24 protein-coding genes are annotated in these 20,718 nt (G+C 72.8%); 13 read left to right on the top strand and 11 right to left on the bottom strand.

Going from position 1 to position 20,718, the window contains the following annotated elements; translation table 11 throughout:
* Positions 1-441, bottom strand: a complete 441-nt coding sequence (locus ACIQ8B_RS25330) for a hypothetical protein (protein WP_403549870.1) — start codon at positions 439-441, stop codon at positions 1-3.
* 139 nt (positions 442-580) lie between these two features.
* Here ACIQ8B_RS25330 and ACIQ8B_RS25335 point away from each other — a divergent pair, with 139 nt between their 5' ends.
* Positions 581-1,099 (top strand): NUDIX hydrolase, encoded by a 519-nt coding sequence (locus ACIQ8B_RS25335; RefSeq protein ID WP_290009398.1) that lies wholly within the window; start codon positions 581-583, stop codon positions 1,097-1,099.
* Positions 1,100-1,286: 187 nt separating this feature from the next.
* Complete coding sequence (locus tag ACIQ8B_RS25340) at positions 1,287-2,504, top strand: serine hydrolase domain-containing protein (RefSeq protein WP_403549872.1); 1,218 nt, start codon at positions 1,287-1,289, stop codon at positions 2,502-2,504.
* A gap of 75 nt (positions 2,505-2,579) precedes the next feature.
* Here ACIQ8B_RS25340 and ACIQ8B_RS25345 read toward each other — a convergent pair whose 3' ends face one another.
* Complete coding sequence (locus ACIQ8B_RS25345; RefSeq protein ID WP_403549874.1) at positions 2,580-3,281, bottom strand: response regulator; 702 nt, start codon at positions 3,279-3,281, stop codon at positions 2,580-2,582.
* A gap of 741 nt (positions 3,282-4,022) precedes the next feature.
* Between ACIQ8B_RS25345 and ACIQ8B_RS25350 the strand changes: the two genes are divergently transcribed.
* The 8 genes from ACIQ8B_RS25350 to ACIQ8B_RS25385 all read left to right on the top strand — a co-directional run bounded on the left by ACIQ8B_RS25350 (position 4,023) and on the right by ACIQ8B_RS25385 (position 11,535).
* Positions 4,023-5,231 carry an ATP-binding protein gene (locus ACIQ8B_RS25350; RefSeq protein WP_290009404.1) on the top strand — a complete coding sequence of 403 codons (1,209 nt, stop codon included), beginning with the start codon at positions 4,023-4,025 and terminating at the stop codon, positions 5,229-5,231.
* Positions 5,228-5,626: a roadblock/LC7 domain-containing protein gene (locus ACIQ8B_RS25355; RefSeq protein ID WP_019525692.1), complete on the top strand. Its 399-nt coding sequence runs from the start codon at positions 5,228-5,230 to the stop codon at positions 5,624-5,626. Before ACIQ8B_RS25350 ends, ACIQ8B_RS25355 begins: the two co-directional genes overlap by 4 nt.
* Entirely contained in the window at positions 5,626-6,000 is a 375-nt protein-coding gene (locus ACIQ8B_RS25360; RefSeq protein WP_106415732.1) for a DUF742 domain-containing protein, read from the top strand. Before ACIQ8B_RS25355 ends, ACIQ8B_RS25360 begins: the two co-directional genes overlap by 1 nt.
* Positions 5,975-6,577 (top strand): ATP/GTP-binding protein, encoded by a 603-nt coding sequence (locus tag ACIQ8B_RS25365; protein ID WP_106415731.1) that lies wholly within the window; start codon positions 5,975-5,977, stop codon positions 6,575-6,577. Before ACIQ8B_RS25360 ends, ACIQ8B_RS25365 begins: the two co-directional genes overlap by 26 nt.
* 127 nt (positions 6,578-6,704) lie before the next feature.
* Entirely contained in the window at positions 6,705-8,054 is a 1,350-nt protein-coding gene (locus ACIQ8B_RS25370) for a cytochrome P450 (RefSeq protein WP_403549877.1), read from the top strand.
* A gap of 122 nt (positions 8,055-8,176) precedes the next feature.
* Positions 8,177-9,442 carry a cytochrome P450 gene (locus tag ACIQ8B_RS25375; protein WP_403549879.1) on the top strand — a complete coding sequence of 422 codons (1,266 nt, stop codon included), beginning with the start codon at positions 8,177-8,179 and terminating at the stop codon, positions 9,440-9,442.
* A complete protein-coding gene (locus ACIQ8B_RS25380; protein WP_290008562.1) occupies positions 9,439-10,230 on the top strand; it encodes an enoyl-CoA hydratase/isomerase family protein in 792 nt (263 codons plus the stop codon). Before ACIQ8B_RS25375 ends, ACIQ8B_RS25380 begins: the two co-directional genes overlap by 4 nt.
* A gap of 369 nt (positions 10,231-10,599) precedes the next feature.
* On the top strand, positions 10,600-11,535 hold the full coding sequence (locus tag ACIQ8B_RS25385) for a pentapeptide repeat-containing protein (protein WP_403549882.1): 936 nt from the start codon (positions 10,600-10,602) through the stop codon (positions 11,533-11,535).
* Here the strand turns inward: ACIQ8B_RS25385 and ACIQ8B_RS25390 are convergent.
* On the bottom strand, positions 11,509-11,922 hold the full coding sequence (locus ACIQ8B_RS25390; protein WP_106415727.1) for an SRPBCC family protein: 414 nt from the start codon (positions 11,920-11,922) through the stop codon (positions 11,509-11,511). The genes ACIQ8B_RS25385 and ACIQ8B_RS25390 overlap by 27 nt on opposite strands.
* A 75-nt stretch (positions 11,923-11,997) precedes the next feature.
* Positions 11,998-12,192 (bottom strand): DUF2795 domain-containing protein, encoded by a 195-nt coding sequence (locus ACIQ8B_RS25395; RefSeq protein ID WP_403549884.1) that lies wholly within the window; start codon positions 12,190-12,192, stop codon positions 11,998-12,000.
* 344 nt (positions 12,193-12,536) lie between these two features.
* Between ACIQ8B_RS25395 and ACIQ8B_RS25400 the strand changes: the two genes are divergently transcribed.
* A complete protein-coding gene (locus ACIQ8B_RS25400; RefSeq protein WP_290008573.1) occupies positions 12,537-14,015 on the top strand; it encodes a glutamate-cysteine ligase family protein in 1,479 nt (492 codons plus the stop codon).
* Positions 14,016-14,061: 46 nt separating this feature from the next.
* Here the strand turns inward: ACIQ8B_RS25400 and ACIQ8B_RS25405 are convergent, their stop codons facing one another.
* Positions 14,062-14,784 carry an FAD binding domain-containing protein gene (locus ACIQ8B_RS25405; RefSeq protein ID WP_403549886.1) on the bottom strand — a complete coding sequence of 241 codons (723 nt, stop codon included), beginning with the start codon at positions 14,782-14,784 and terminating at the stop codon, positions 14,062-14,064.
* A gap of 242 nt (positions 14,785-15,026) precedes the next feature.
* On the opposite strand from ACIQ8B_RS25405, the gene ACIQ8B_RS25410 reads away from it, so the two are divergent.
* Positions 15,027-15,764, top strand: a complete 738-nt coding sequence (locus tag ACIQ8B_RS25410; RefSeq protein WP_290008576.1) for a D-Ala-D-Ala carboxypeptidase family metallohydrolase — start codon at positions 15,027-15,029, stop codon at positions 15,762-15,764.
* A gap of 59 nt (positions 15,765-15,823) precedes the next feature.
* Here ACIQ8B_RS25410 and ACIQ8B_RS25415 read toward each other — a convergent pair whose 3' ends face one another.
* Together ACIQ8B_RS25415 and ACIQ8B_RS25420 are read right to left on the bottom strand one after the other, a co-directional pair.
* The gene (locus tag ACIQ8B_RS25415) at positions 15,824-16,219 is read right to left on the bottom strand and encodes a hypothetical protein (RefSeq protein WP_106416559.1); all 396 of its coding nucleotides are present in this window, start codon (positions 16,217-16,219) and stop codon (positions 15,824-15,826) included.
* 219 nt (positions 16,220-16,438) lie between these two features.
* On the bottom strand, positions 16,439-16,795 hold the full coding sequence (locus ACIQ8B_RS25420; protein ID WP_106415722.1) for a hypothetical protein: 357 nt from the start codon (positions 16,793-16,795) through the stop codon (positions 16,439-16,441).
* Positions 16,796-17,026: 231 nt separating this feature from the next.
* Here ACIQ8B_RS25420 and ACIQ8B_RS25425 point away from each other — a divergent pair, with 231 nt between their 5' ends.
* A complete protein-coding gene (locus ACIQ8B_RS25425) occupies positions 17,027-17,449 on the top strand; it encodes a DUF350 domain-containing protein (protein ID WP_290008579.1) in 423 nt (140 codons plus the stop codon).
* An 84-nt stretch (positions 17,450-17,533) separates the two neighbouring features.
* Here ACIQ8B_RS25425 and ACIQ8B_RS25430 read toward each other — a convergent pair whose 3' ends face one another.
* The 4 genes from ACIQ8B_RS25430 to ACIQ8B_RS25445 all read right to left on the bottom strand — a co-directional run bounded on the left by ACIQ8B_RS25430 (position 17,534) and on the right by ACIQ8B_RS25445 (position 20,624).
* Entirely contained in the window at positions 17,534-19,222 is a 1,689-nt protein-coding gene (locus tag ACIQ8B_RS25430; protein WP_403549889.1) for a cellulose binding domain-containing protein, read from the bottom strand.
* Between the two features lie 269 nt (positions 19,223-19,491).
* Complete coding sequence (locus ACIQ8B_RS25435) at positions 19,492-19,899, bottom strand: hypothetical protein (protein ID WP_290008583.1); 408 nt, start codon at positions 19,897-19,899, stop codon at positions 19,492-19,494.
* A 150-nt stretch (positions 19,900-20,049) separates the two neighbouring features.
* Positions 20,050-20,394 (bottom strand): DUF3140 domain-containing protein, encoded by a 345-nt coding sequence (locus tag ACIQ8B_RS25440; protein WP_403549892.1) that lies wholly within the window; start codon positions 20,392-20,394, stop codon positions 20,050-20,052.
* Positions 20,391-20,624, bottom strand: a complete 234-nt coding sequence (locus tag ACIQ8B_RS25445) for a DUF2945 domain-containing protein (protein WP_403549894.1) — start codon at positions 20,622-20,624, stop codon at positions 20,391-20,393. The genes ACIQ8B_RS25440 and ACIQ8B_RS25445 overlap by 4 nt, the downstream gene beginning before the upstream one ends.
* Positions 20,625-20,718: the final 94 nt, after the last annotated feature.

Raw genomic sequence — 20,718 nt, forward strand, 5'->3', positions numbered from 1 at the left:
TCAGGCGGCTGCGGCTTCCGGTGCCTTGCGCGGGCGCCCGTGGGCGTCCTGCGGCGGGCGGGCTGCGGTCGGGGCGTCCACGGACGCCCGGAGGGTGAGCATGGTGTTCTCGCCGTCGTTGTCGGCGAGGGCGGTCTCGGCGGACTCGCCGCGGGCGCCGGTGGCGAGGGTGCCGAGCCGTCCTGCCGTGCCGGCGACGGCGTGGACGAGCCGGCCGCCGCGGGTCATGCGCTCGGTGACGCCGTCGATCGCGGCGGCGATCCGCGGCAGCCGGGCGGCGGCGGCCGTGGTGACGGTGACGTCCTCCGCGTTCATGAAGCGGGCGATGCCGAGGGCGGGCGGCCGGTCGACGTCCGCCGGCTCCGGGCGGTACGCCTCCGTGGTCACGGTGGCCGGCTGCTCACGCAACCGGCCGCTCCCCACGGCGTCTGCGGCGGGCACGAGAGTCACGCTCCTGCGGGTCGAAATTTACTTTCGGTCGATCACTTGGTCCTGAAAGATATTTTCAGCCCTCGCGTGCGTCAAGGGCCGTCGGGCACACCTCGCCCCGGAGCGCCCCGGGAACGTGTAGAAGGGACCCGTGAACAGCGCCGAACACACCGCGGCGGAGCGCCCCGAGCGCGCCCGCCCCACGCCGCACAGCCTGACGGGCGTCGGCATCGCCGTCCTCGACGAATCCGGCCGCGTCCTGCTCGGCCTGGGCCACGACGGGCGGTGGGAACTGCCGGGCGGCAAGGTGGACCCGGGTGAGGACTTCGAGACGGCGGCCGCGCGGGAGCTGGCGGAGGAGACCGGGCTGTCCGTGCCGGCCACGGCCGTACGGGTGCTGGCGGTCGTGGTGGACGGCCTGCGCGGACTCACCCGGGTCACCGCCGCCGCGGTCGCCGAGGGGGCGGCGGGCACGCCCACGGTGACCGAACCGGACAAGATCGTGCGCTGGGAGTGGTTCGCGCGCGACGCGGTGCCGTCCGCGCTGTTCGGTCCGTCGGCCTCGGTGCTGGACTGCGTGTGGCCCGAGGCGCGTCCCCGCGGGGCGGCGGAGACGTATCGCTACCCGGTCCGCCCGGCCGGCGGGGGGCACGCGACCGGGGCCGGGTGAGGGCGACGCGGGGTGCGCCACGCCGGGCCGGAACGGCGGATCGGCGCGGCGCCCCTGCACTACGATGCAGACGTTGCCGCCCCGGCCTCACGTGGCTTCACCAACGCGCCTTGCCTGTAAGGCAGTTGAGCTTGTCCGGCCGCAGGCGCCTGTCCTTCCCCCACACTCAGGAAAGATGCGGATGCGGATGCGGATCAAAGACGTGAGCGTCGCGCTCGCCGGTTCCACCCTGATCGTCACGCTGGCGGCGTCCCCCGCCCTCGCCGGCACCACCGCTCCCCCGCTGCCGGCGCCGGACGTCGCCGCCGTCGCCGCGGTGCACCGGACGGCGCTGTCCCAGGGCGCTCCCGGCGCGCTGACCCGGATCGACGAGGGGCTGAGGAGTTACCGCGTCGCCACCGGTGAGGCCGATACCGCCGCCCACACGCCGATGGACACCGGACGGCGGTTCCGCGTGGGGAGCGTCAGCAAGACCTTCACCACGGTGGTGCTGATGCAGCTCGTCGCCGAGGGACGGATCGACCTCGACGCCCCGGCCGACCGCTACCTGCCGAAGCCGCTGCCCGACGAGCGCATCACGGTGCGTCACCTGCTCAGCCACCGCAGCGGGTTGTACGACTACACCAACGACATGTTCTACAACACCGTCCCGGGTTTCGAGGCGGTGCGCGACAAGGTCTTCAGCCACCAGGAGCTGATCGACCTGTCGACGGCACGCCCGCTGAACAACGCGCCGGGCGCCGCGTACAGCTACTCCAACACCAACTTCGTCGCGCTGGGCGCGATCATCGAGCACGTGACGGGCACGCCCGTCGCCACGCACTACCAGCAGCGCATCTTCACGCCCCTGCGGCTGAAGAACACGTCGTACGTCCACCCGCGCACCACCCTCTCCGGGGCGTACGCGCGCGGTTACCTCCGCCAGGACGACACCACGCTGCCGCTGGTGGACTCCACCGAGCAGACCGTGTCCTGGGCGCAGTCCGCGGGTGCGGTCATCTCGAACGCCGAGGACCTCAACCGGTTCTTCTCCGCGCTGCTCTCCGGGAAGCTGCTGCCCGCCGAGCAGGTGCGGGAGATGACCGCCATGGTCCCGGTCACCGCCGACGGCAAGCAGTCGTACGGTCTGGGGCTGCGCGGCCGGACGCTGTCCTGCGGCACCACGGTGTACGGACACACGGGCACCGTGCAGGGCTACTACACGTACGCCTTCACCACGAGCGACGGCCGCCGCAGCATGGCGTCACTGGCGAACACCTCCAACAACGGGACGGTGAACACCACCCTCGGCGCCACGCTCGAGGCGTCCTTCTGCGGCACCGGCCCGGCGGCCGCGGTCCGGCGCGCCGCCGCCGCGCCCGAGCGGTTCACCGAGGACATCGCGCCGCAGATCGCCCGGGACTGATCCACGGGACCGCTTCCGCGGGTCCCGGCCGGGCGCCGTCCGGCCGGGACCCGCGGCGGCCGGTGGCCGTCGTGGTCAGTGGCCGTCGTGGCCGTGCCGCAGACGGTCCCGGGCCTCGGTGGCGATCACGGCGGCCTGGATGCGGCGCTCCACGCCGAGCTTGGCGAGCAGCCGGGAGATGTGGTTCTTCACCGTCTTCTCCGCGAGGTAGAGCCGCTGACCGATCTGGCGGTTGGTGAGCCCCTCGCCGATCAGCTCGAGGATCTCCCGCTCCCGCTCGGTGAGTCCGGGCAGGACCTCCGGCTCCTGCTGCTCCTTCTGCGGCCCGCCGCGCAGCCGCGCCATCAGCTTGGCGGTGGCGCTCGGGTCGAGCAGCGACTGGCCGCGCGCCACGGTGCGGACGGCCTCGACGAGGTCGGAGCCGCGGATCTGTTTGAGGACGTAGCCGGACGCGCCGGCCATGATCGAGTCCAGCAGGGCCTCCTCGTCGTCGAACGAGGTCAGCATCAGACACACCAGGTCGGGCATCCGCGAGCGCAGTTCCCGGCACACGGTCACGCCGTCGCCGTCGGGCAGCCGGACGTCGAGGACCGCGACGCGCGGGCGCAGGGCGGGGACGCGCACCAGGGCCTGCTCGACGGTGGCGGCCTCACCGACCACCGTGATGTCCGGCTCGTCGTCCAGCAGGTCGTGCACTCCGCGCCGGACCACCTCGTGGTCGTCCAGGAGGAAGACCCTGATCGGGTCGTCGGGGCCGGGCTGCTCGCCGTCCGCCATCGAAAGGCTCCTTGCTCTGCGCGTGGCGTGTTCCGCGAGGATCCTCGCCGGTCCAGAACCGGATGACCAGGGCCGTTCGGCCCTGATCCGCGTCTTCCGCGGTGATCTCCACCCGCTCGGGCGCGCGGCGGCCGTCCCCGGCATCACCGCGGCGCGTGGCGCGCGGCACGATCGCTCTCCGGGTGCGGCCCGACCCGCCCTGCTCACTCGGACCGGCGGGGAGGCGCCCGCCCGGCCCACGGGCACCCGCCCGACCTCGTCCGCCCGCTCCGGCACTCCACCGCGGCTGCACGAGCACGCTCGGGCGCGCGGTCTCCCCTCACAGGGCCCGGGCGGCCGACCCCGCCCGCCGCACTGCGCGGCAGGCGACGGCCGTGACACCGTTTCGCCGTGCCACAGCTGGGACGTGGCACAACGGCGGCACAGCGGGCGGGCGACGCTCGGACCCCGGCCGGGGGTGCGCGGCGGGGCGTCGGAGACCCCTGTGTGAACTTCTCGTGAGGTTTGTCAAGTGCCACCGGCACCAGACGTGTTACCGCCCCGGGGCTGATACGATCAACGGACTTTCAGCAGGCTGGCGACGCGTCATGAACGCGTACGGGGGACAGTCTCTAAGGCCCCATCGCTGAGGAGTTGAGGCTTTGTCCCGCCGTGGGTCCGCGCCGCTCGGCGGCCCGGACCGGTTTTCCGCGTGCGCGGGCACTCCCTTCTCCCGACGCGATGCGACTTGAAGAGAGTCTCATGACGTCATTGATCAAGGATCCACTGCTGTGGATCCTGCTGGTGGTGCTCGCCGCTGCGGTTCTCGCAGTGCTGCGGGCCCGGAGAACCAATCTGGCGCTCCGAAGAACAAGGAAGGATCTGGAGGCGGGCCTGGGCCAGGCCCAGGGACGGATCGAGCAACTGGAAGCCCACATCGACACGCTGGGCGCCCGGCACCGGGGGGAACTGGCCGATGTGCGGGCGGACGCCGAGTCGGCGACCAAGGCCGTGCTCAAGTCGGCCATGGGCACCCTCCAGTCGCTCGCCGAGGAGCAGCAGCTGCTCCTGGACGGACTGCTGAAAAAATACGGCAACGACAGCGAGGTACTGGCCGACCTGATGTCGGTCGACCACACCGGCAGCCAGTTCAGCCGCCGGGCCAAGGGCATCTCGGTGCTGTGCGGCGGCTGGCTGGGCCGCCGCGAGGGGGCGGCGACCGTCTACGACGTCGCCCGCAGCGCCCAGGGCCGCATCAAGGACTTCAACCGGGTGAGCATCCACACCCAGGACAGTGTCGCCGTGACCGGCAAGGCGGTCGAGCCGGTGGCCGTGGTGCTGGCGGAACTGCTGGACAACGCCACGACCTACAGCGCCCCGGGCACGCCGGTGGAGGTCAACATCCAGGCCGTGCCGACGGGCGTGTGCTTCATCGTGGACGACGCCGGTCTGGGCATGGACCAGGAGACCAAGGACCGGGCGGCGGCCCTGCTGTCCGCCGACGGTCCGGTCGACATCACCGGTCTCGGCGACCCGCCCCGGTTCGGTTTCGCGGTGTGCGGCATGCTCGCCAACCGTTACGGCTTCCACGTCTCCGTCGGCTCGGTCTCTCCCTATGGCGGTGTGCGCGCGGTGATCCGTATCCCGGAGAGCCTCCTCTCGGCCGACGTGGTCGCTCCCGCCGAGCCGGAGCAGGAGCCCGAGGACGGGCAGGAGGACGCTCCGCACCGCCTGGCGCCGGTGCCCGTGGGCCCGTCGCGCGTGGTGGGCACGACGTCCGGCGGGCTGCCCAAGCGGCGGCGCCGTCAGGGCCCCATCGCGGTGGTGCCGCCCCCGCAGGGCTCGGGCGCCCTCGACAAGGAGACCTCCGAGTCGTCCGGCGAGGTCACCGCGTCGCGCCTGGGGGCGTTCGCACGCGGCACCCAGCTCGGACGGACCACGAACACCACGGAAGGACCTGACCACCAGTGAAGACCGACCTGTCGTGGGTGCTGAACGACGTGCTCGAGGTACGCGGCGCCCGCCACGCCATCCTCGTCTCGGGTGACGGCCTGCTGCTCCAGCGTTCGGACGACATCTCGCGCGACGACGCGGAGACCAACGCCGCCGCGATGAGCTCCATGCAGTCGCTGAGCCGGGCGGTCGCCGGCTTCGTCGGCGCGGGACACGGCATCTGGAAGCAGACGCTGCTGGAGTACGACGGCGGCTGGATCTTCCTCATCGCGGCCGGGCAGGGCTCCTACCTGGCGGTCTCCGCGGCGGTGGACGTCGACATGGAGGCCATGTCGTTCCGCATGCAGAAGACGGTGACGGCGCTGAACAAGGCCATGAGCGTGGCTCCCCGCTCCGACAACGGTGTCGGCTGATGACGGCGCCCGGCGAGGAATCACCCGTCACCAGTGACTTCGTCCGCTCCTACGTCATCACCGGCGGCCGGAGCCTGCCGTCCTCGGACGAACTGGCGCTGCACACCCTGGTCACGCTGGCCCCCGGACGGACGCTGCCGCTCGGGGCCGGCCCCGAGGTGAAGGCGATCTGGGAGCTGTGCTCGGGTGGCTACCTGTCGGTCGCCGAGGTGGCGGGCCACCTCGGCCTGCCCGTCGGGGTGGCCCGGCTGCTGCTCACCGATTTATCGGAACAGGGGCACCTGCTCCGCCGGGCCGAGCCGCCCCGGGCCCAGAACGTTGACAGAGCGACCCTCGAGAAGGTTCTGAATGGACTCCAATCCCTCATCGGCTGAGACGGCCCAGAAGTCCATCTACGTCTCCAGCGCGGTGACCAACGCCGCAAAGATCCTCGTCGTCGGGCACTTCGCCGTGGGCAAGACGACCTTCATCGGCTCGCTCTCGGAGATCACGCCGCTGCGCACCGAGGAGAGGATGACCCAGGCGTCGGCGCAGGTCGACGACCTCAGGGGAGTCACCGGGAAGACCACCACCACGGTCGCCCTGGACTTCGGCCGCCTCACCCTCAGCGACGACCTGGTGCTGTACCTCTTCGGCACACCGGGCCAGCAGCGGTTCATGCAGCTGTGGGAGGACATGGCGCGCGGAGCGCTGGGGGCGCTGCTGCTGGTCGACCCGACGCGGCTGGAGGAGACCTTCCCGGTCATCGACCTCGTCGAGGGGTACGGCCTGGAGTACGCCATCGCCGTCAACTGCTTCGACTCCGCCCCGGTGTACGCGGAGGCGGAGGTGCGCGAGGCGCTCGACCTGCTGCCGGACACCCCGGTCGTCCACTGTGACGCCCGCGACCAGAGCTCGTCCGCGAAGGCGCTGATCGCGCTGGTGCGGCACCTGCTCGACCGCACGGCCTGACCTCCTCGCGTCCGCCGGGGGTGGGGGGGGGGGGGGCCCCGCCCCCCCCCCCCCCCCACCCCCGGATCCCGGCCTCCGTGTCCCGGTCCCCCGGGTCCACGGTCCACGGTTCACTAAGGAAGACTTCATGGAACCTCACTCCCCGTCCGCGTCGGGTGCGGGCAGATGCCCCATGCACGACGCCGGTTTCGCCACCGATCCGCACCAGGTCTACGACCGGCTGCGGGAGCACGCCCCGGCCGGTCCGGTCGAGCTCGCCCCCGGTGTGGACGCCACGCTGGTCGTCGGGCACGAGATGGCGCTGCGGGTGCTGCAGAACACGGAGCTGTTCGCCCGTGACGCCCGCCGCTGGAAGGACCTGAACGAGGGCCGTATCGCCCTGGACAGCCCGGTGCTGCCGATGATGGCGTACCGGCCGAGCTGTCTGTTCACCGACGGCGCGGTGCATCTGAGGCTGCGCAAGGCCGTGGTGGACAGCCTGGCCCGGCTCAACACCGCGCGGATCCGGCGCGACGTCGAGCCGATCGCCGACTACCTGATCGACCGGTTCAGCGAGCTGGGCCGGGCCGACCTGATCGGCGACTACGCCAAGTTGCTGCCGCTGCTGCTGTTCAACAAGCTGTTCGGCTGCCCGGCGGACATCGGCGACACCGTCACCGCCGCCGTGTCGGCGATCTTCGACGGCACGGACGCGGTGCGCGCCAACGAGGAACTGACCGCGTCCCTCATGGAGTTGATCGCGCTGAAGCGCCGGCGTCCCGACGACGACGTCACCTCGTGGCTGATCCAGCACCCCGCCGGGCTGACCGACGAGGAACTCAAGGACCAGCTCGTGCTGTTGATGGGCGCCGGCATCGAGCCGGAGCGCAGCCTCATCGGCAGTTCGCTGATGCTGCTGCTGTCCGGGGCGGCGGGCCGGGAGAGCGGCATGCTGATCGAGGAGGCGCTGGACCACGTGCTGTGGAACCAGACGCCGATCGCCAACTACGCCACGCACTACCCGGTGCGGGACGTGGACCTCGGCGGTCATGTGGCCGAGGCCAACACCCCGGTCGTCATCTCCTTCGCGGGCGCCAACGCCGATCCCGCGCTGGCGGAGGCCCGCCGCGCGCACAGCAAGGGCGCCCATCTGGCGTGGGGCGCGGGCCCGCACGCCTGCCCCGCGAAGGACCCGGCGCAGGTCATCGCGACCACCGCGGTCGAGCGGCTGCTCAACGCGCTGCCCGACCTGATGCTCGCCGTGCCGGAGAAGGAACTGGAGTGGCGGCCCGGACCGTTCCACCGTGCGCTGGTGGCGCTGCCCGTGACGTTCGTCCCCACGCCGGCCACCCGGACCGCGACCGCGATGCGCGAGCGGGCCGCCGCGATGCCCGAGACCGCACACCCCGCGACCGTGCCCTCGTCCGAGCAGGCCCGGCAGACCCCGGCCCGCAAGAAGGGGTTCTGGAGCAGCTTCCTCGACGTCTTCCGTGTATGACGGCACGCCGGACGGCAACAGCACGGCATGTGACAGGTGCAACACTCAACGACACATGACCCATGGAGATGGAAGGGTAGGTTCCGGCGGTATACGGTAGCGTCCAGTCAAAGGAGCACCAAGTGACCGCCGTTGGCGACATAAGCGGTACCACCAGTGACCGCCGAGCCGTCATTTCCCTTCTCCGGCACCTTCGTTCGCCGGAAGGCCAGGCCGACCCCCTGCCCGTGTGGGAGGGGCTGCGCTCCTTGGGGGACGTGGTGCGCGCCCCCTGGGGCGCCTACTTCGTCACCTCGTTCGAGGCATGCAGCCAGGTCCTGCGCTCCAGGAACTGGCTGGTGCCGGACTTCGCCTGGCAGGAGCGGCAGCCCGACCCGCGCCGCTGGCAGGAGCTCGCCACCCAGGAGCTCACGGGCACCCTGTCCCGCATCAACGCCCCGTCGCACACCTGCCAGCGCCGTGCCCTGGGCAACCCCTTCGACCGCACCACCCTGGAGGGCATGCGTCCGACGGTCTCGCGGCTCGTCTCCGGTCTGCTGGACGACCTGGAGAAGCGCCTGCGGGCTGACGGGGAGGCCGACTTCGTGCAGACGGTCGCCGAACTGCTCCCCGTCCGCACGGTCGGTGAGTGGCTGGGCATCCCCGAGGAGCACCACGCGCACGTCCTGGACTTCGCCCACCGGCAGGCGTACGCGCAGGAGCTGTTCCCCACGAAGGAGCAGCTGGCGCTCGCGGGGCAGGCCACGATGGAGATGCGGGCCTTCTTCGGCGAGCTGATCCGCGACCGGCGGGCGCGCCCCGGCAACGATGTCCTCACCGGCTGGATCCACCACTGGGACGCCCACTTCGCGGACGACCCGGACTCCGCGGCGCGGGTGATCTACCACCTGACCATGTTCATCACCATCGCCTCGCTGGAGACCAGCGCGGTGCTGCTGACCAACGCGGTGCGGTTCGCGACGGAGGAACCCGCCCGCGCGGAGTGGCTGCGGGCGCACCCCGAGCACATCGACGACCTGATCGAGGAGACGCTGCGCTACGACCCCCCGGTGTGGCTCAACTCCCATGTGGCCGCCGACGACACGATCCTGGCCGGCACGCCGCTCGCCAAGGACACCACCGTGCACATCCTGTACGGGGCGGCGGCCCACGACCCGCGGCGCAACCCGGACCCGCACGTCTTCGACATCCTGCGCGACGGCGGCCACATCACGTTCGGCAGCGGCCCGCACTTCTGCCTCGGCGCCCCTCTCGCCCGGTTCGAGGCGCGGGAGGCGGTCGCCCAGGTCCTGGAACGCTTCCCCACCCTCCGCCCGGCCGGACCGCCCTCCTACGACAACTCCCGTCTCGTCTTCCGCCGCATCACGTCCCTGAAGGTGACCGCATGACCGCATCGCACCTCGCCGAACTCCCCGCCGAACAGATACTCAAGACCGTGCGCACCTACCGGCAGGGGCCTCTGCTCACGGTCGAACTCAACCTCCCCGAGGAGGGGAACGCGGTCGGCGACGCCATGCTCGACGACCTCCTGACCGTCCTCGACCACCAGGACCCGGACGTGCGGGTCCTGGTGCTGTCCGCGGCGGGCGACGCGTTCTGCCTCGGCGGCGACCGGCGCGAGTTCCCGCAGCACCTGGACGCCGATCCCACCGGTGACGGCATCCGTGTCTCCGGCAGGAAGGCGCTGCGGGTGTGCGAGGCCCTCACCGCCAACCCCGCCGTCACCATCGCCCGCGTCCAGGGCCGGGCGGTCGGCGCGGGCGTGGGTCTGCTGCTCGCCTGCGACCTGCGGGTGGGCGTGGACACGGCCACCTTCCGGCTGCCCGAGCTGGCCCTGGGCGTGCCGCCCGCGTGGGGCGGGCTGCTCCCCCGGCTGATCAGCGAGGTGGGCGTGGCGCGGGTGCGGGAGCTGATCCTCACCGCGCGGGTCTTCGACGCCCAGGAGGCCCTGGGCCTGTCGGTGCTGCACAAGGTGGTGCAGGCGGACGCGCTCGACGACGCGGTCATGGCGTGGGCGAAGCCCGTGCTGCGGCGGCCGGCGTCGGCGGTGCGGGTCACCAAGGCGATGCTCAACTCCCTCGCCGCCCCGACCCGGCTCGCCGACGTCTCGCTGTTCGACCCGGAACTGCTGACGGCGGTCCTCACCGGACAGCGCGCCGCGGGCACCGCCCGCTGACCCGGAAGACACCGGACGGCGGCACCCACCGCGGTGAGTGCCGCCGGGACCATGGGCGCCCGCGGGGAAGCCCGGGGTGGGCCGGCCGTCCCGAGAGGCGGTCCGCACACCGCGCGGGCCGAGCGCGGCGGCGTACACCGTCTCGGCGTCGGCCTCCAGCGGCGCGGTGGCGAAGGCCTCGCCGGACCGCGCCGGCCGCCGGTCACGAGCACGCGGGCTCCCTCGGTCCCGGTCATGGTCCCCGCTCCTCGCTCCCCTGTGCGACGTGGGCAAGCGGAGGCGGGGACGATCACGTCGTCTGCGAGAATGGGCGGCGTTCACGGGGCGCCCCGGCAGGGGGCGCCCGTCGCCGGCTCAGGAGCGTTCACGGTGTCGCCACAGCACGGAACCCGCTCGTCCGCGCACGGCGGCGGACGGCCCCGGCGGCCCGCGCGGACGGCGCCCCGCCCGGAGCGGGAGCCGGCCGTCGTGAGGAGCGAGGAGCTGCGCGCCGACTGCTCGGCCTGCTTCGGCCTGTGCTGCGTGGCCCTGCCGTTCGCCCGCTCCGCCGACTTCGCCGAGGACAAGCCCGCCGGGCGGCCCTGCGGTCATCTGCGTGACGACTTCGGCTGCGGCATCCACGCCCGGCTGCGCGACGAGGGCTATCAGGGCTGCACGGTCTTCGACTGCTTCGGCGCCGGGCAGAAGGTCTCGCAGGTCACCTTCGGCGGCGCCGACTGGCGGCGGGACCCCGGGTCGGCGCCCGCGATGTTCGCGGTGTTCCCCGTCATGCGGCAGCTGCACGAACTGCTCGCGTACACCGCCGAGGCGCTGGGTCTTCCGGCGGCCCGTCCCGTGCACCGGGAGCTCGGCCGGGCGCTGGCGCGGATCGAGAAGCTGACCCGGGGCACCGCCGAGTCGGTCGTCGCGCTCGACGTGAACGCGCTGCGCGGGGAGGTCAACCCGCTGCTGTTGCGGGCCAGCGAGCTGGCCCGGGCCCGGGTGCCGGGCCGCAGGAAGGACCACCGCGGCGCCGACCTGATGGGCGCGCGGCTCTCCGGGGCCGATCTGCGCGGGGCGAGTCTGCGCGGGGCGCTGCTGATCGGCGCCGACCTCACCGGGGCGGACCTGCGCGAGGCGGATCTGATCGGCGCCGACCTGCGCGGCGCGGACCTGTCCGGCGCCGATCTCACCGGGGCCCTGTTCCTCACCCGGGCGCAAGTGAGCGCGGCGCGGGGCGACGCGGCGACGACGCTGCCGCCGTCGCTGGGCCGCCCCGCCCACTGGGCGCGCGAGGGGTCAGCCGGCGGCGTCGTCGACGCGTAGCCGGACCTTCCGCTCCAGCCTGCGCAGGCTGTCGTCGAGGGCGCCGGTCACCTGCTCCTCGCCCGGATCGTGGCTGTCCTCGAAGAAGGAGAGGTGCACGGTCACCTCGCTGGCTCCGCTGTCGATGCCGGCGACCTGGAGCCAGCCGGCGTAGCCGCCCTGCTCCCGTGTGCCCCACTCGATGCGCATCTGGTCCCGCTGGGCCCGCAGGAGGGCTGAGGTGTCCTCGTCGGTGCGGTCCTCGTGCACGGTCACGGCGGGCAGCCGCTCGGCGCGCACATGCAGCTCCTCGGGCATCCAGTCACCCATCTGGTCGATGTCCGCCGCCTGGTCGAAGACCTGCTCGGGCGGGGCCGGCATGGTGTGCGAGCGCTCGTACTCGGTCATCGGTGCACCGTCCTCGGTCGGTCACGGGCGTCCGGGGCCGGCCCACGGGGGCGGGCCGCGGCCCCGGCACGCGGGTCATTCGCTGCCGAAGACGGCCTTCTGCACCTCGTTCGGACCGTCGAACCGCTCGGTCCCCGTCTCCGACAGCTTCTTCACGAGGTTGTCGTCGGCGCCGTTGCTCTTCGCCACCGAGACGAGATCGTCCTGGGCGGCCGGGTAGTCGGCGCCCTTGAGTGCCTTCTGCAGGTCGATCGGGCTGAGGTCGGCCATGGCGAGCCTCCCGTGGTGCTACCGGCGCGGCGTGTCCGCGCGGGGACCGGGCGAGTACCCACCGCCCGGCGAGCCGATTCCCCCCGTCCCCGCAGGCCCGTACGGCCGGCCGTACGGGCGGACACCGGTGACTTCCCGGGTGCGCCGGTGTCCGCCCCGCACACGCCCCACCGGGGGCACGCCCCGGGGGGCGAGGATCCCGCCCTGAGCGACGGCCGCTCCTGCGCCTTGCCCCGGTCCCTCGCGGAGGGTCCCACGGGCCGGCGGACTCGCGTGGTCGCGGGCGGCCACCGGTGCGACGCTGGGGTGGTCAGGTTCCGGACGAACAGCCTGGAGGGAGACCGATGGGACGGGACGTCCCGGCGCTCACCTTCACCCGCGAGGACCGCCGCCGCTACCGGATCAAGATGCAGCAGTGCCTCGACGCGCTGGCGCAGATGCTGCGCGAGTCGCGTTTCGAGGCCGAGCGGCCCCAGGTGGGGCTGGAGATCGAGCTGAACCTGGTCGACGACCGCGCCGAGCCCGCCATGCGCAACACCGACGTGCTGGAGGCCATCGCGGACCCGGCCTGGGACACCGAGCTGGGACGGTTCAACCTCGAGATCAACATCGCGCCCCGGCAGCTCACCGAGGGCGGTCCCGACGCCTGGGAGTCCGAGATCCGCTCCGCCCTCAACCACGCGGAGCAACGCGCCCGCTCCGTCGGCACGCACCTGATCATGACGGGCATCCTCCCCACCCTGCGGCACGAGGACGTCGGGGAGGGCGCCCTGTCGGAGAACCCGCGCTACCGGCTGCTCAACGACCAGATCTTCGCGGCGCGCGGCGAGGACCTGCACATCGAGGTGACCGGCATCGACCGGCTGCGCACCTACGCGGACACCATCACCCCGGAGGCCGCCTGCACCAGCACGCAGTTCCACCTCCAGGTCGACCCGGAGGACTTCGCGTCGTACTGGAACGCGGCCCAGGCGATCGCCGGGGTGCAGGTCGCGCTCGCGGCCAACTCGCCCTTCCTGTTCGGCAAGGAACTCTGGCACGAGACGCGCGTCCCGCTGTTCGAACAGGCCACCGACACCCGCCCCGAGGAGATCAAGGTGCAGGGGGTGCGGCCCCGCGTGTGGTTCGGTGAGCGGTGGATCACCAGCGTGTTCGACCTCTTCGAGGAGAACCTGCGCTACTTCCCCGCCCTGCTCCCCCTGTGCGACGACCAGGACCCCGCGGAGACCCTGCTGCGCGGCGACGTCCCGGATCTCGGCGAGCTGACCCTCCACAACGGCACCATCTACCGCTGGAACCGACCGGTGTACGCCGTCTCCCGCGACAAGCCGCACGTCCGGGTGGAGAACCGGGTGCTGCCCGCCGGGCCGACCGTCGCCGACACCCTCGCCAACGGCGCCTTCTACTACGGCCTCACCCGCGGCCTGGTGGAGGAGGAACGGCCGGTGTGGTCGCGGATGTCCTTCTCCGCCGCCGAGGACAACCTGCGCACGGCGGCCCGCTACGGCATCGACGCGCGGCTGTACTGGCCGGGCATGGGCGAGGTGCCGGCGGCGGAGCTGGTCCTGCGGCGGCTGCTGCCGCTGGCGCACCGGGGTCTGGAGCTGTCCGGCATGGACGACGCCTGGCGGGAGCCGCTGCTCGGCATCATCGAGCAGCGGTGTGTGACGGGGCGCAACGGCGCCGTGTGGCAGAAGGAGATGTTCCACCACATCGACGCGACGGCACACTGCGGGCGCCATGAGGCGCTGCGGCGCATGACGCAGCAGTACATCGACTACATGCATCTCAACGCGCCGGTGCACACCTGGCCCGTGGAGTGAGGTGCGGGGTGACGGGCCTGCCGTCCGCCGCCCCGCACGCTCCCCCTCAGTCGCCGGCGGTACGCCCGAGGACGTCCGTCACCTGGCGCCGCACCGCCTCCCGCGCCTCCCCGGGCAGACCGCCCAGGGCCGTGCCGTCCAGAGCGTCGAGCGCCTGACCGGTGTCCGCCGGCGCGGGGACGCTCTCGCCGACGACCTCGTCACCGTCCCGCACGGCGACGAACAGCCGCCGCCCACCGTTCTGTCCGGCGTGCACGGCCGTGGCGACGACCAGGGGCGGCGGCCCGCCCGCGTCGCCGGGCGCCTTGTAGTAGGCGCTGGTCAGAGGGCGGCGCCAGCGGATGCCCAGCATCAGGGGGCGCTTGGCCACCACCTCCGCCAGATCCGCCTCGTAGGTACCGTCCCGGTCCAGGACGGTCGCCCGGGCGTCCAGGACCAGCGCCGGGGGCAGCAGACACCGCAGGGCGCTGCCCACGATGTTGCCTCCGACGGTGGCCGTCCGGCGCACGGCCCCGGTGCCTATGGAGGCGGCCGCGCGACGCAGCACCTCCGGCACGCGATGGTCGATCTGGTGCAGCAGCACGGCGGCGCCCAGGGCCTCGCCGTCCACCACGGTGGCCTCGGGCAGCCGGCGCAGGGACATCGCCTGTTCCGGGAAGCCGTCGCGCTGCCACTGGGCCCACACGAGCGTGGCCCCGCCGACGGGCACCGCCCCCTCGGCCAGACACCGCTGGGCTTCGGACAGGGACGTGGGCAGACGCAACAGCACGGCGATCGACCTGCTTTCCGCGGCGGAAGGTGCAACCAGGGCGGGGCGTACGGCACTTCACGGGGAGGGGAGGACCGGCACCGCATTCTCCGCAGCGGCCCGGGGGCGCGTACAGGGCTCACGTGTCGCGGGCGTGCTCCGATCAGGGACACCTTGCGCTCGGCCGTGTGTTTGCCCCATGGTTGACGCGCGTCACACGGTTCGTGGCTCACCCCGATCTCTCGTACCGAAGCGGAGACCGCATGTTGAAACGCGCACTGCGACTCGTCCTCTCTGTTGTCATGCTCATGGCTGGGCTGGCGGCGGGTTCCCTGGCCACCGCCGGGACCGCGCACGCCGACGGCTGTTACACCTGGAACCGCACCCTGTCCCAGGGCGCGTCCGGCGCCGACGTCACCCAGCTCCAGATCCGGCTGAGCGGCTACCCCGGCTACGGCGCCGTGCTGGCCGTCGACGGCGAGTTCGGCCCGGCCACCGCCGCCGCGCTCAAGCGCTTCCAGTCCGCCTACGGCCTGGCCGCCGACGGCGTGGCCGGCTCCGCCACCTTCAGCAAGCTGTACGCCCTCCAGGACGACGACTGCACGCCGGTCCACTTCGACTACTCCGAGCTGAACCGCTGCAACTCGACCTGGTCGGGCGGCGCGGTCAGCGCCGCGACGGCGAAGGCGAACGCCCTGCGCACCATGTGGAAGCTGGAGGCGCTGCGGCACGCGCTCGGCGACCAGCCGATCCGGGTCACCAGCGGTTTCCGCTCCCAGTCCTGCAACAGCGCGGTGGGCGGCGCGAGCAACAGCCGCCACCTGTACGGCGACGCCGCCGACCTCGGCGCGGGACCGCACTCCCTGTGCACCCTGGCCAAGCAGGCCCGCAACCACGGCTTCAACGGCATCCTCGGCCCCGGCTACCCGGGCCACGACGACCACACGCACGTCGACCACCGCGGCAGCCGCTACTGGTCGGCTCCGACCTGCGGCATCTGAGATCCACGCGCACGCCCGAGAAGTGCCGAGGGGGGTCCCGCCCGGGACCCCCCTCACTCTCACGTACCCGTCGGCCGCGTCCCGCCGGGCTCGGCCCGTCGTTCCCGCCGGAGGGCCGCGCCCGTCGCGAGGGCGCCCAGGCCCTCCCACACCGCGACACCGATGAACGCCCCCGGCGCCCTGCCGGTGCTCACGGCGACCGCGAACACCGTGCAGGTGAGCAGCCGGAAGGGCACCGTCCAGCGGAAGAAGGCCCGCCAGTCCGCGAGCGCGGCCAGGACGTAGTACACGCCCATGTTGAGCGCCGCCATCGACGACGCCGTCACGAACGCGGACGTGTGGTCACCGCTCCCCCGCCCGCCCGGCGCCGTCAGGCCCAGGAGCGACAGCTGGGTGTCCGGCGAGACCAGTCCCACCGCGCCGAGCGCGGCGGCGAGCACGCCGAACACGGCCATGGTCCAGCCCGAGGGCGAGCGGGGCAGGGTCACGGGGTCAGCCCACCGTCCCCTCCTGGTTCGCGGTGCGCGGAGTTGCCGCCGGTCACGTCCGGGCACGTGCCGGCCTGCGGGTCGACGACGTCGCGGGCCATGGTGACCACCCCGCGCTGAAGCGGTCAACCTCCTGATGCGGATCAGGAGTTCACGACGCGCCGCGTCTGCTCAGGGGTCCGGGGGTCAGGCAGTGGTGCCCCAGGACGTGCGGTGGGCGCAGTTCGGGTCGTGCTCGGTCGCGCACGACGTCCACCAGCGTTCGCAGCACGCCGCCTCCACCTCGGCCCGGGCGACCGCCGCGGCCGCCGCGTCGCGCCAGGCCGCCCGGCGGCCCTCGCGCTCGCGCAGGGCGGCGACGGCCCGCCGTTCGTCGGCGATGACGGTCTCGCGGACCACGCCCAGGACGGGGGCGAGGGAGGCGACGGCCATGGCCAGGGTGGTCCACGCGGGCACCGCCCCCCAGGTGCGCACGGTGCAGAAGGCGAGCCAGAGGGCGACGGCGATGTACATGACGGTGAGAACCCGGCTGCCCCTGCTCATGCTCGTCTCCCCTGCGGTCCGTCGGTCCGATGGACATCGGATGCCCCGGAAGTGCCCGGGCATGACACCGCCTCGCGGTACACCCCGGGGTTTCCTCGAGTTCGTTCGCACGTGGGCGAGTCGGTGCGGACGCCGGGGACGCGGACCGGCCGGATCGGGAGTGCGCTAGATTTTGCTCGCCCTTGACCGCGATCCTTCACGATCCCTCACGCTACGGAGCCGGCGCACCCCATGAACGACATCGTCAACGGACTCGGCCGGGCCAGCGCCTACGGCGCACTCGGGCTGGTCCTGCTGGTCCTCGGCATCTTCCTGGTCGACCTGCTGCTGCCGGGCAGGCTCGGCCGGCAGATCTGGCAGGAGCGCAACCGCAACGCGGCCGTGGTGCTCAGCTCCTCGCTGCTCGGCATCGGCGGCATCGTGTTCACCTCGATCTGGACGACGTACGACGACTTCGGCAAGGGCCTGGTGTCCACCGCGGCGTTCGGCGTGCTGGGGCTGGTGATGATGGCCGTGGCGTTCTTCGTGGTGGACCTGGTCACCCCCGGGCGCCTGGGCGTCACCCTGGTGGAGGTCGAACCCCACCCGGCGGTGTGGGTGACCGCGTCCTGCAACATCGCCGTGTCCGCCGTCATCTCGGCGTCCATAGCCTGACCGGGCCCGCTCCTCTCGTCCACGCGTCACCGCCCGGCCGGCGCGCGGGCGGAGCGCGGCGGCCGGGCGGTGCGCCCGCTGCGTTCAGCCGCCGGTGCAGGTGAGGGACGAGGGCGCACCCGGCCCGCCGTCGACCGTGAAGCCGAAGGCGGTCGAGCCGGCCGGGGCGAGGGCGCCGTTCCACTCGGCGTTGCGCACCGTGATCGTGCCCGTGGTGCCGGTGTTCCGGCCGTTCCAGACACTGCCGAGGGACTGTCCCTGGGCGAGCGTCAGCTCGACGGTCCAGGCGCGGAGGGCGGTGGAGCCTCCGTTGCGCACGGTCACCTCGCCCTGGTACCCGCCGGACCAGCTGTTGACCGTACGGAAGGCCGCGGTGCAGCCGTCGCCCGGCGTGCCGGGGCCCCCGGTCCCGCCGCCCGGCCCGCCGGTGTCACCGCCGTTGCCGCCGTTGCCCCCGTTGCCCCCGTTCCCGCCGGTGTCGCCGCCCGTGCCGCCCCCGCTGGTGCCGCCGTCGGCGAGGACCGGGGTCTGCCAGTCCCGCCAGGCCGAGAGGTCGGCGGACTTGGCGGGCGAGACCCTGAACACCCCGGAGGAGCCGCCGGAGTCGAGCAGGAACTTCTGGATGTTCCGCTGGAGCGGGGTGCGCCACTCCGAGCGGGCCGCGCAGTGCGTGCCGTCCTGGACGTCGGACCAGTAGCTGATGTTGCCGCCCGCGCCCAGCGCCCTGTAGACCTCGGCGCCGCCGAGCGCGGCCAGGCTGCCGGACCGGGCGCCCAGCCAGTCGATGTGCGGGTTCTCCATGATCAGAAGGCCGCGCGGGGCGATCATGCCCACGATCTGGTGGGTGTCCACCGGCAGGTTCGCGGGGCTGCCGGTGAAGGAGCCGAACGCGTCGCCCAGCCAAGGCTGTTCGGAGTAGGCGCTGCTGAGCGGCTGGGCCCCGCTCTCCTGCGGGATGCCGCGGAAGGCTCCGGTGCCCCCGCTGCCCGACTCGATCGGCATGGTGAGGGCGATCCGCTGGTCGAAGGCGCCGGCCACGAAGGCGCCCTTGCCGAACCGGGAGCAGCCGGTGACCCCGGTGGCGTCCGCGCGGAGCACGCCGCCGTCGGACTGTTCGATGACGTCGATGACGCGGCTGACGCCCCACGACCAGGCCATCAGCAGTCCGGTGGGGCTGGAGGAGCCGTAGAGGGTGTAGAAGGCGCCCTGCTTGGCGGAGCGGGAGGTGCCCTCCCGGCCCAGCGCGTAGGGGTCGAGGGAGATGACGGCCGCGCCCGCGTTCTTGATGGCGGCGGTGTCCGCGCCGAGCCCGCCGAGCACCACGACGGCCGGGAACGGGCCGTTTCCGCTGGGGAGTTCGACCCCCGCGGTGAAGCCGGCGCTCCTGCCCTGGTGGCTGACCTGCACGGTGATGCCGGTGCGGGAGACCGTCCCGGTGACGCTGTCGGGCCGGGCGGGCTTGTCCCCGTAGACGTGCCGCTCGGCGAGCTCCCGGATCTCCGCGCGCCGGCACCGCCAGTCCTCACGGGTCGGGACGCGGGTGCCGTTCACCCTGAGGAACGGGTCGGGGAGCTTGGCCCGGGCGGCCGTCGAGCCCGGCGGGGGGACGGGGCAGTCGGCGCCGTCGTCCTCGACGCCGGGCGCGGCGGCCGCTGCGGGGACGAGTGGGGCAGGGGTGCTCTGCGGGGGGAGAAGCACGGCCAGGGTGAGCGCGACGGCGGTCGCGAGGACGGCCGCCGCCCAGGCCCAGAGCCGGTGTCCGGGCAGGCGCATCGGTACCTCCAGAGGAGATGGGAGCGCTCCCATGCTAGGAATGACATCAGGGGCATGACAACAACACGGACAGAGGTCCGTGAAGTTGACCGTTTCGCAGCGTTACCGGAAAGTACGAACGTCCGCTGGTCTGCGGTGACGCACACGGCCGGACGGGGAAACCGCACGTCCGGACCGGCCTGTCCGACCGAGAATTTCGCCCCGTTCCCGCAAAACGCCGGCGCCCGGGGCGGGCACCTGGCGGGATCCGGCCGGCAGCCCGGTGGCCGTCAGGCCACCCGGCGCCGTTCCTGCGTCACCGCGCGGGCGGGGGCCTGGGTGACACGGGTGGCCGTACGGACGCGGTACGTCGTGCGGTTGGGGTCGACGACCGGCTCGCCGAGCGTGATCCGGCCCGCCGCCTGCAGCTCGTCGCACTCGGCGGTGGGCAGCGCGGCGTAGCAGCCGCCCCTGCCGGTGGCCGGGTCGATCGGACGCCAGTAGCTGTACCGCCGGCGGCCGTTGGCGAACACCGTGACGTACGTCGGGGTGCGCGGGTCCGCGATGATGCGCAGCACGTCGGCCGCCGTCCCGGGCGACGTGGGCGCGGCGGCCGGGGCGGCGGACGCCCGGGCGCGCCGTCGGCGGACGGTCGGCAGGTCGACGAGGGTGTTCGAGCGGTCGACGGTGGCAAGCATCTGAAGGACCTTTCCGGAGCCGGACACGAGACCGTCTACCCAGCACCGCGCCGGAGTTGATCTCCTTTTCCGATCATTGTGCAACCTCACACCGACAACGTGCGACGGTTTTCGGTCGTTCCCAATCGACGTGTCGACATAGCGATGCGATCAGGTGTCGGCGAGTGGGTCGTGGCCCCAGTTCATCAGCGAGTGCCGCCAGCGGGTGTCGGTGACGTCACCGGACGGGCGCTGCGCGAGGTGGCGGTGGAGGTAGCCGACGACCTTGCGCATGTGGGCGTAGTCGTCCTCGGTGAGGTCGGCGCGCCTGGCGCGCAGCAGGGCGACGATGCGCCGCCCCGAGGCGTGCCCGGTCGACTCGCCGCCATCCTTGTGCCGGCCCGCGCTCCGCGACTCGTCCGTCCCGAGCCACTTCTCCAGCTCTCCGGGCTTCATGTTGACCAGCTTCCGGAACTCGTTCCAGGTCTCCTCGTCGTCCGCGGCCACGGCGCTCACTTCCTCTTCTTGAGCGCGGACGGCTTGTGCACCGCCGTCTTGCCGGACTTGTCGCTGCGCACCTCGTACTGCGGCTCCTCCTCGGAGGCCGCGACGGTGCGTCCGGCCGCCTCGGTCCGCTCGGTGATCTTCCGCTCGACCTCGCCCGTCGTCTCGCTGCCGTGGCTGCTCCAGGCGACGTGGTCGCCCTCGTGCGGGTCCTTCCCGGGCTTCCTGCTGTCCTTCGCCATGACCGGTGCCTCCTCCGTGTCGGCCGTGGGCCGCTTCCCACCCTGGTGGCAGCGGCCGCCGCGCGCATCTCGGGCGGACGGCCGTCCGGGCCGG

Source organism: Streptomyces sp. NPDC096105, from assembly GCF_044763335.1.
Lineage (GTDB): Bacteria > Actinomycetota > Actinomycetes > Streptomycetales > Streptomycetaceae > Streptomyces.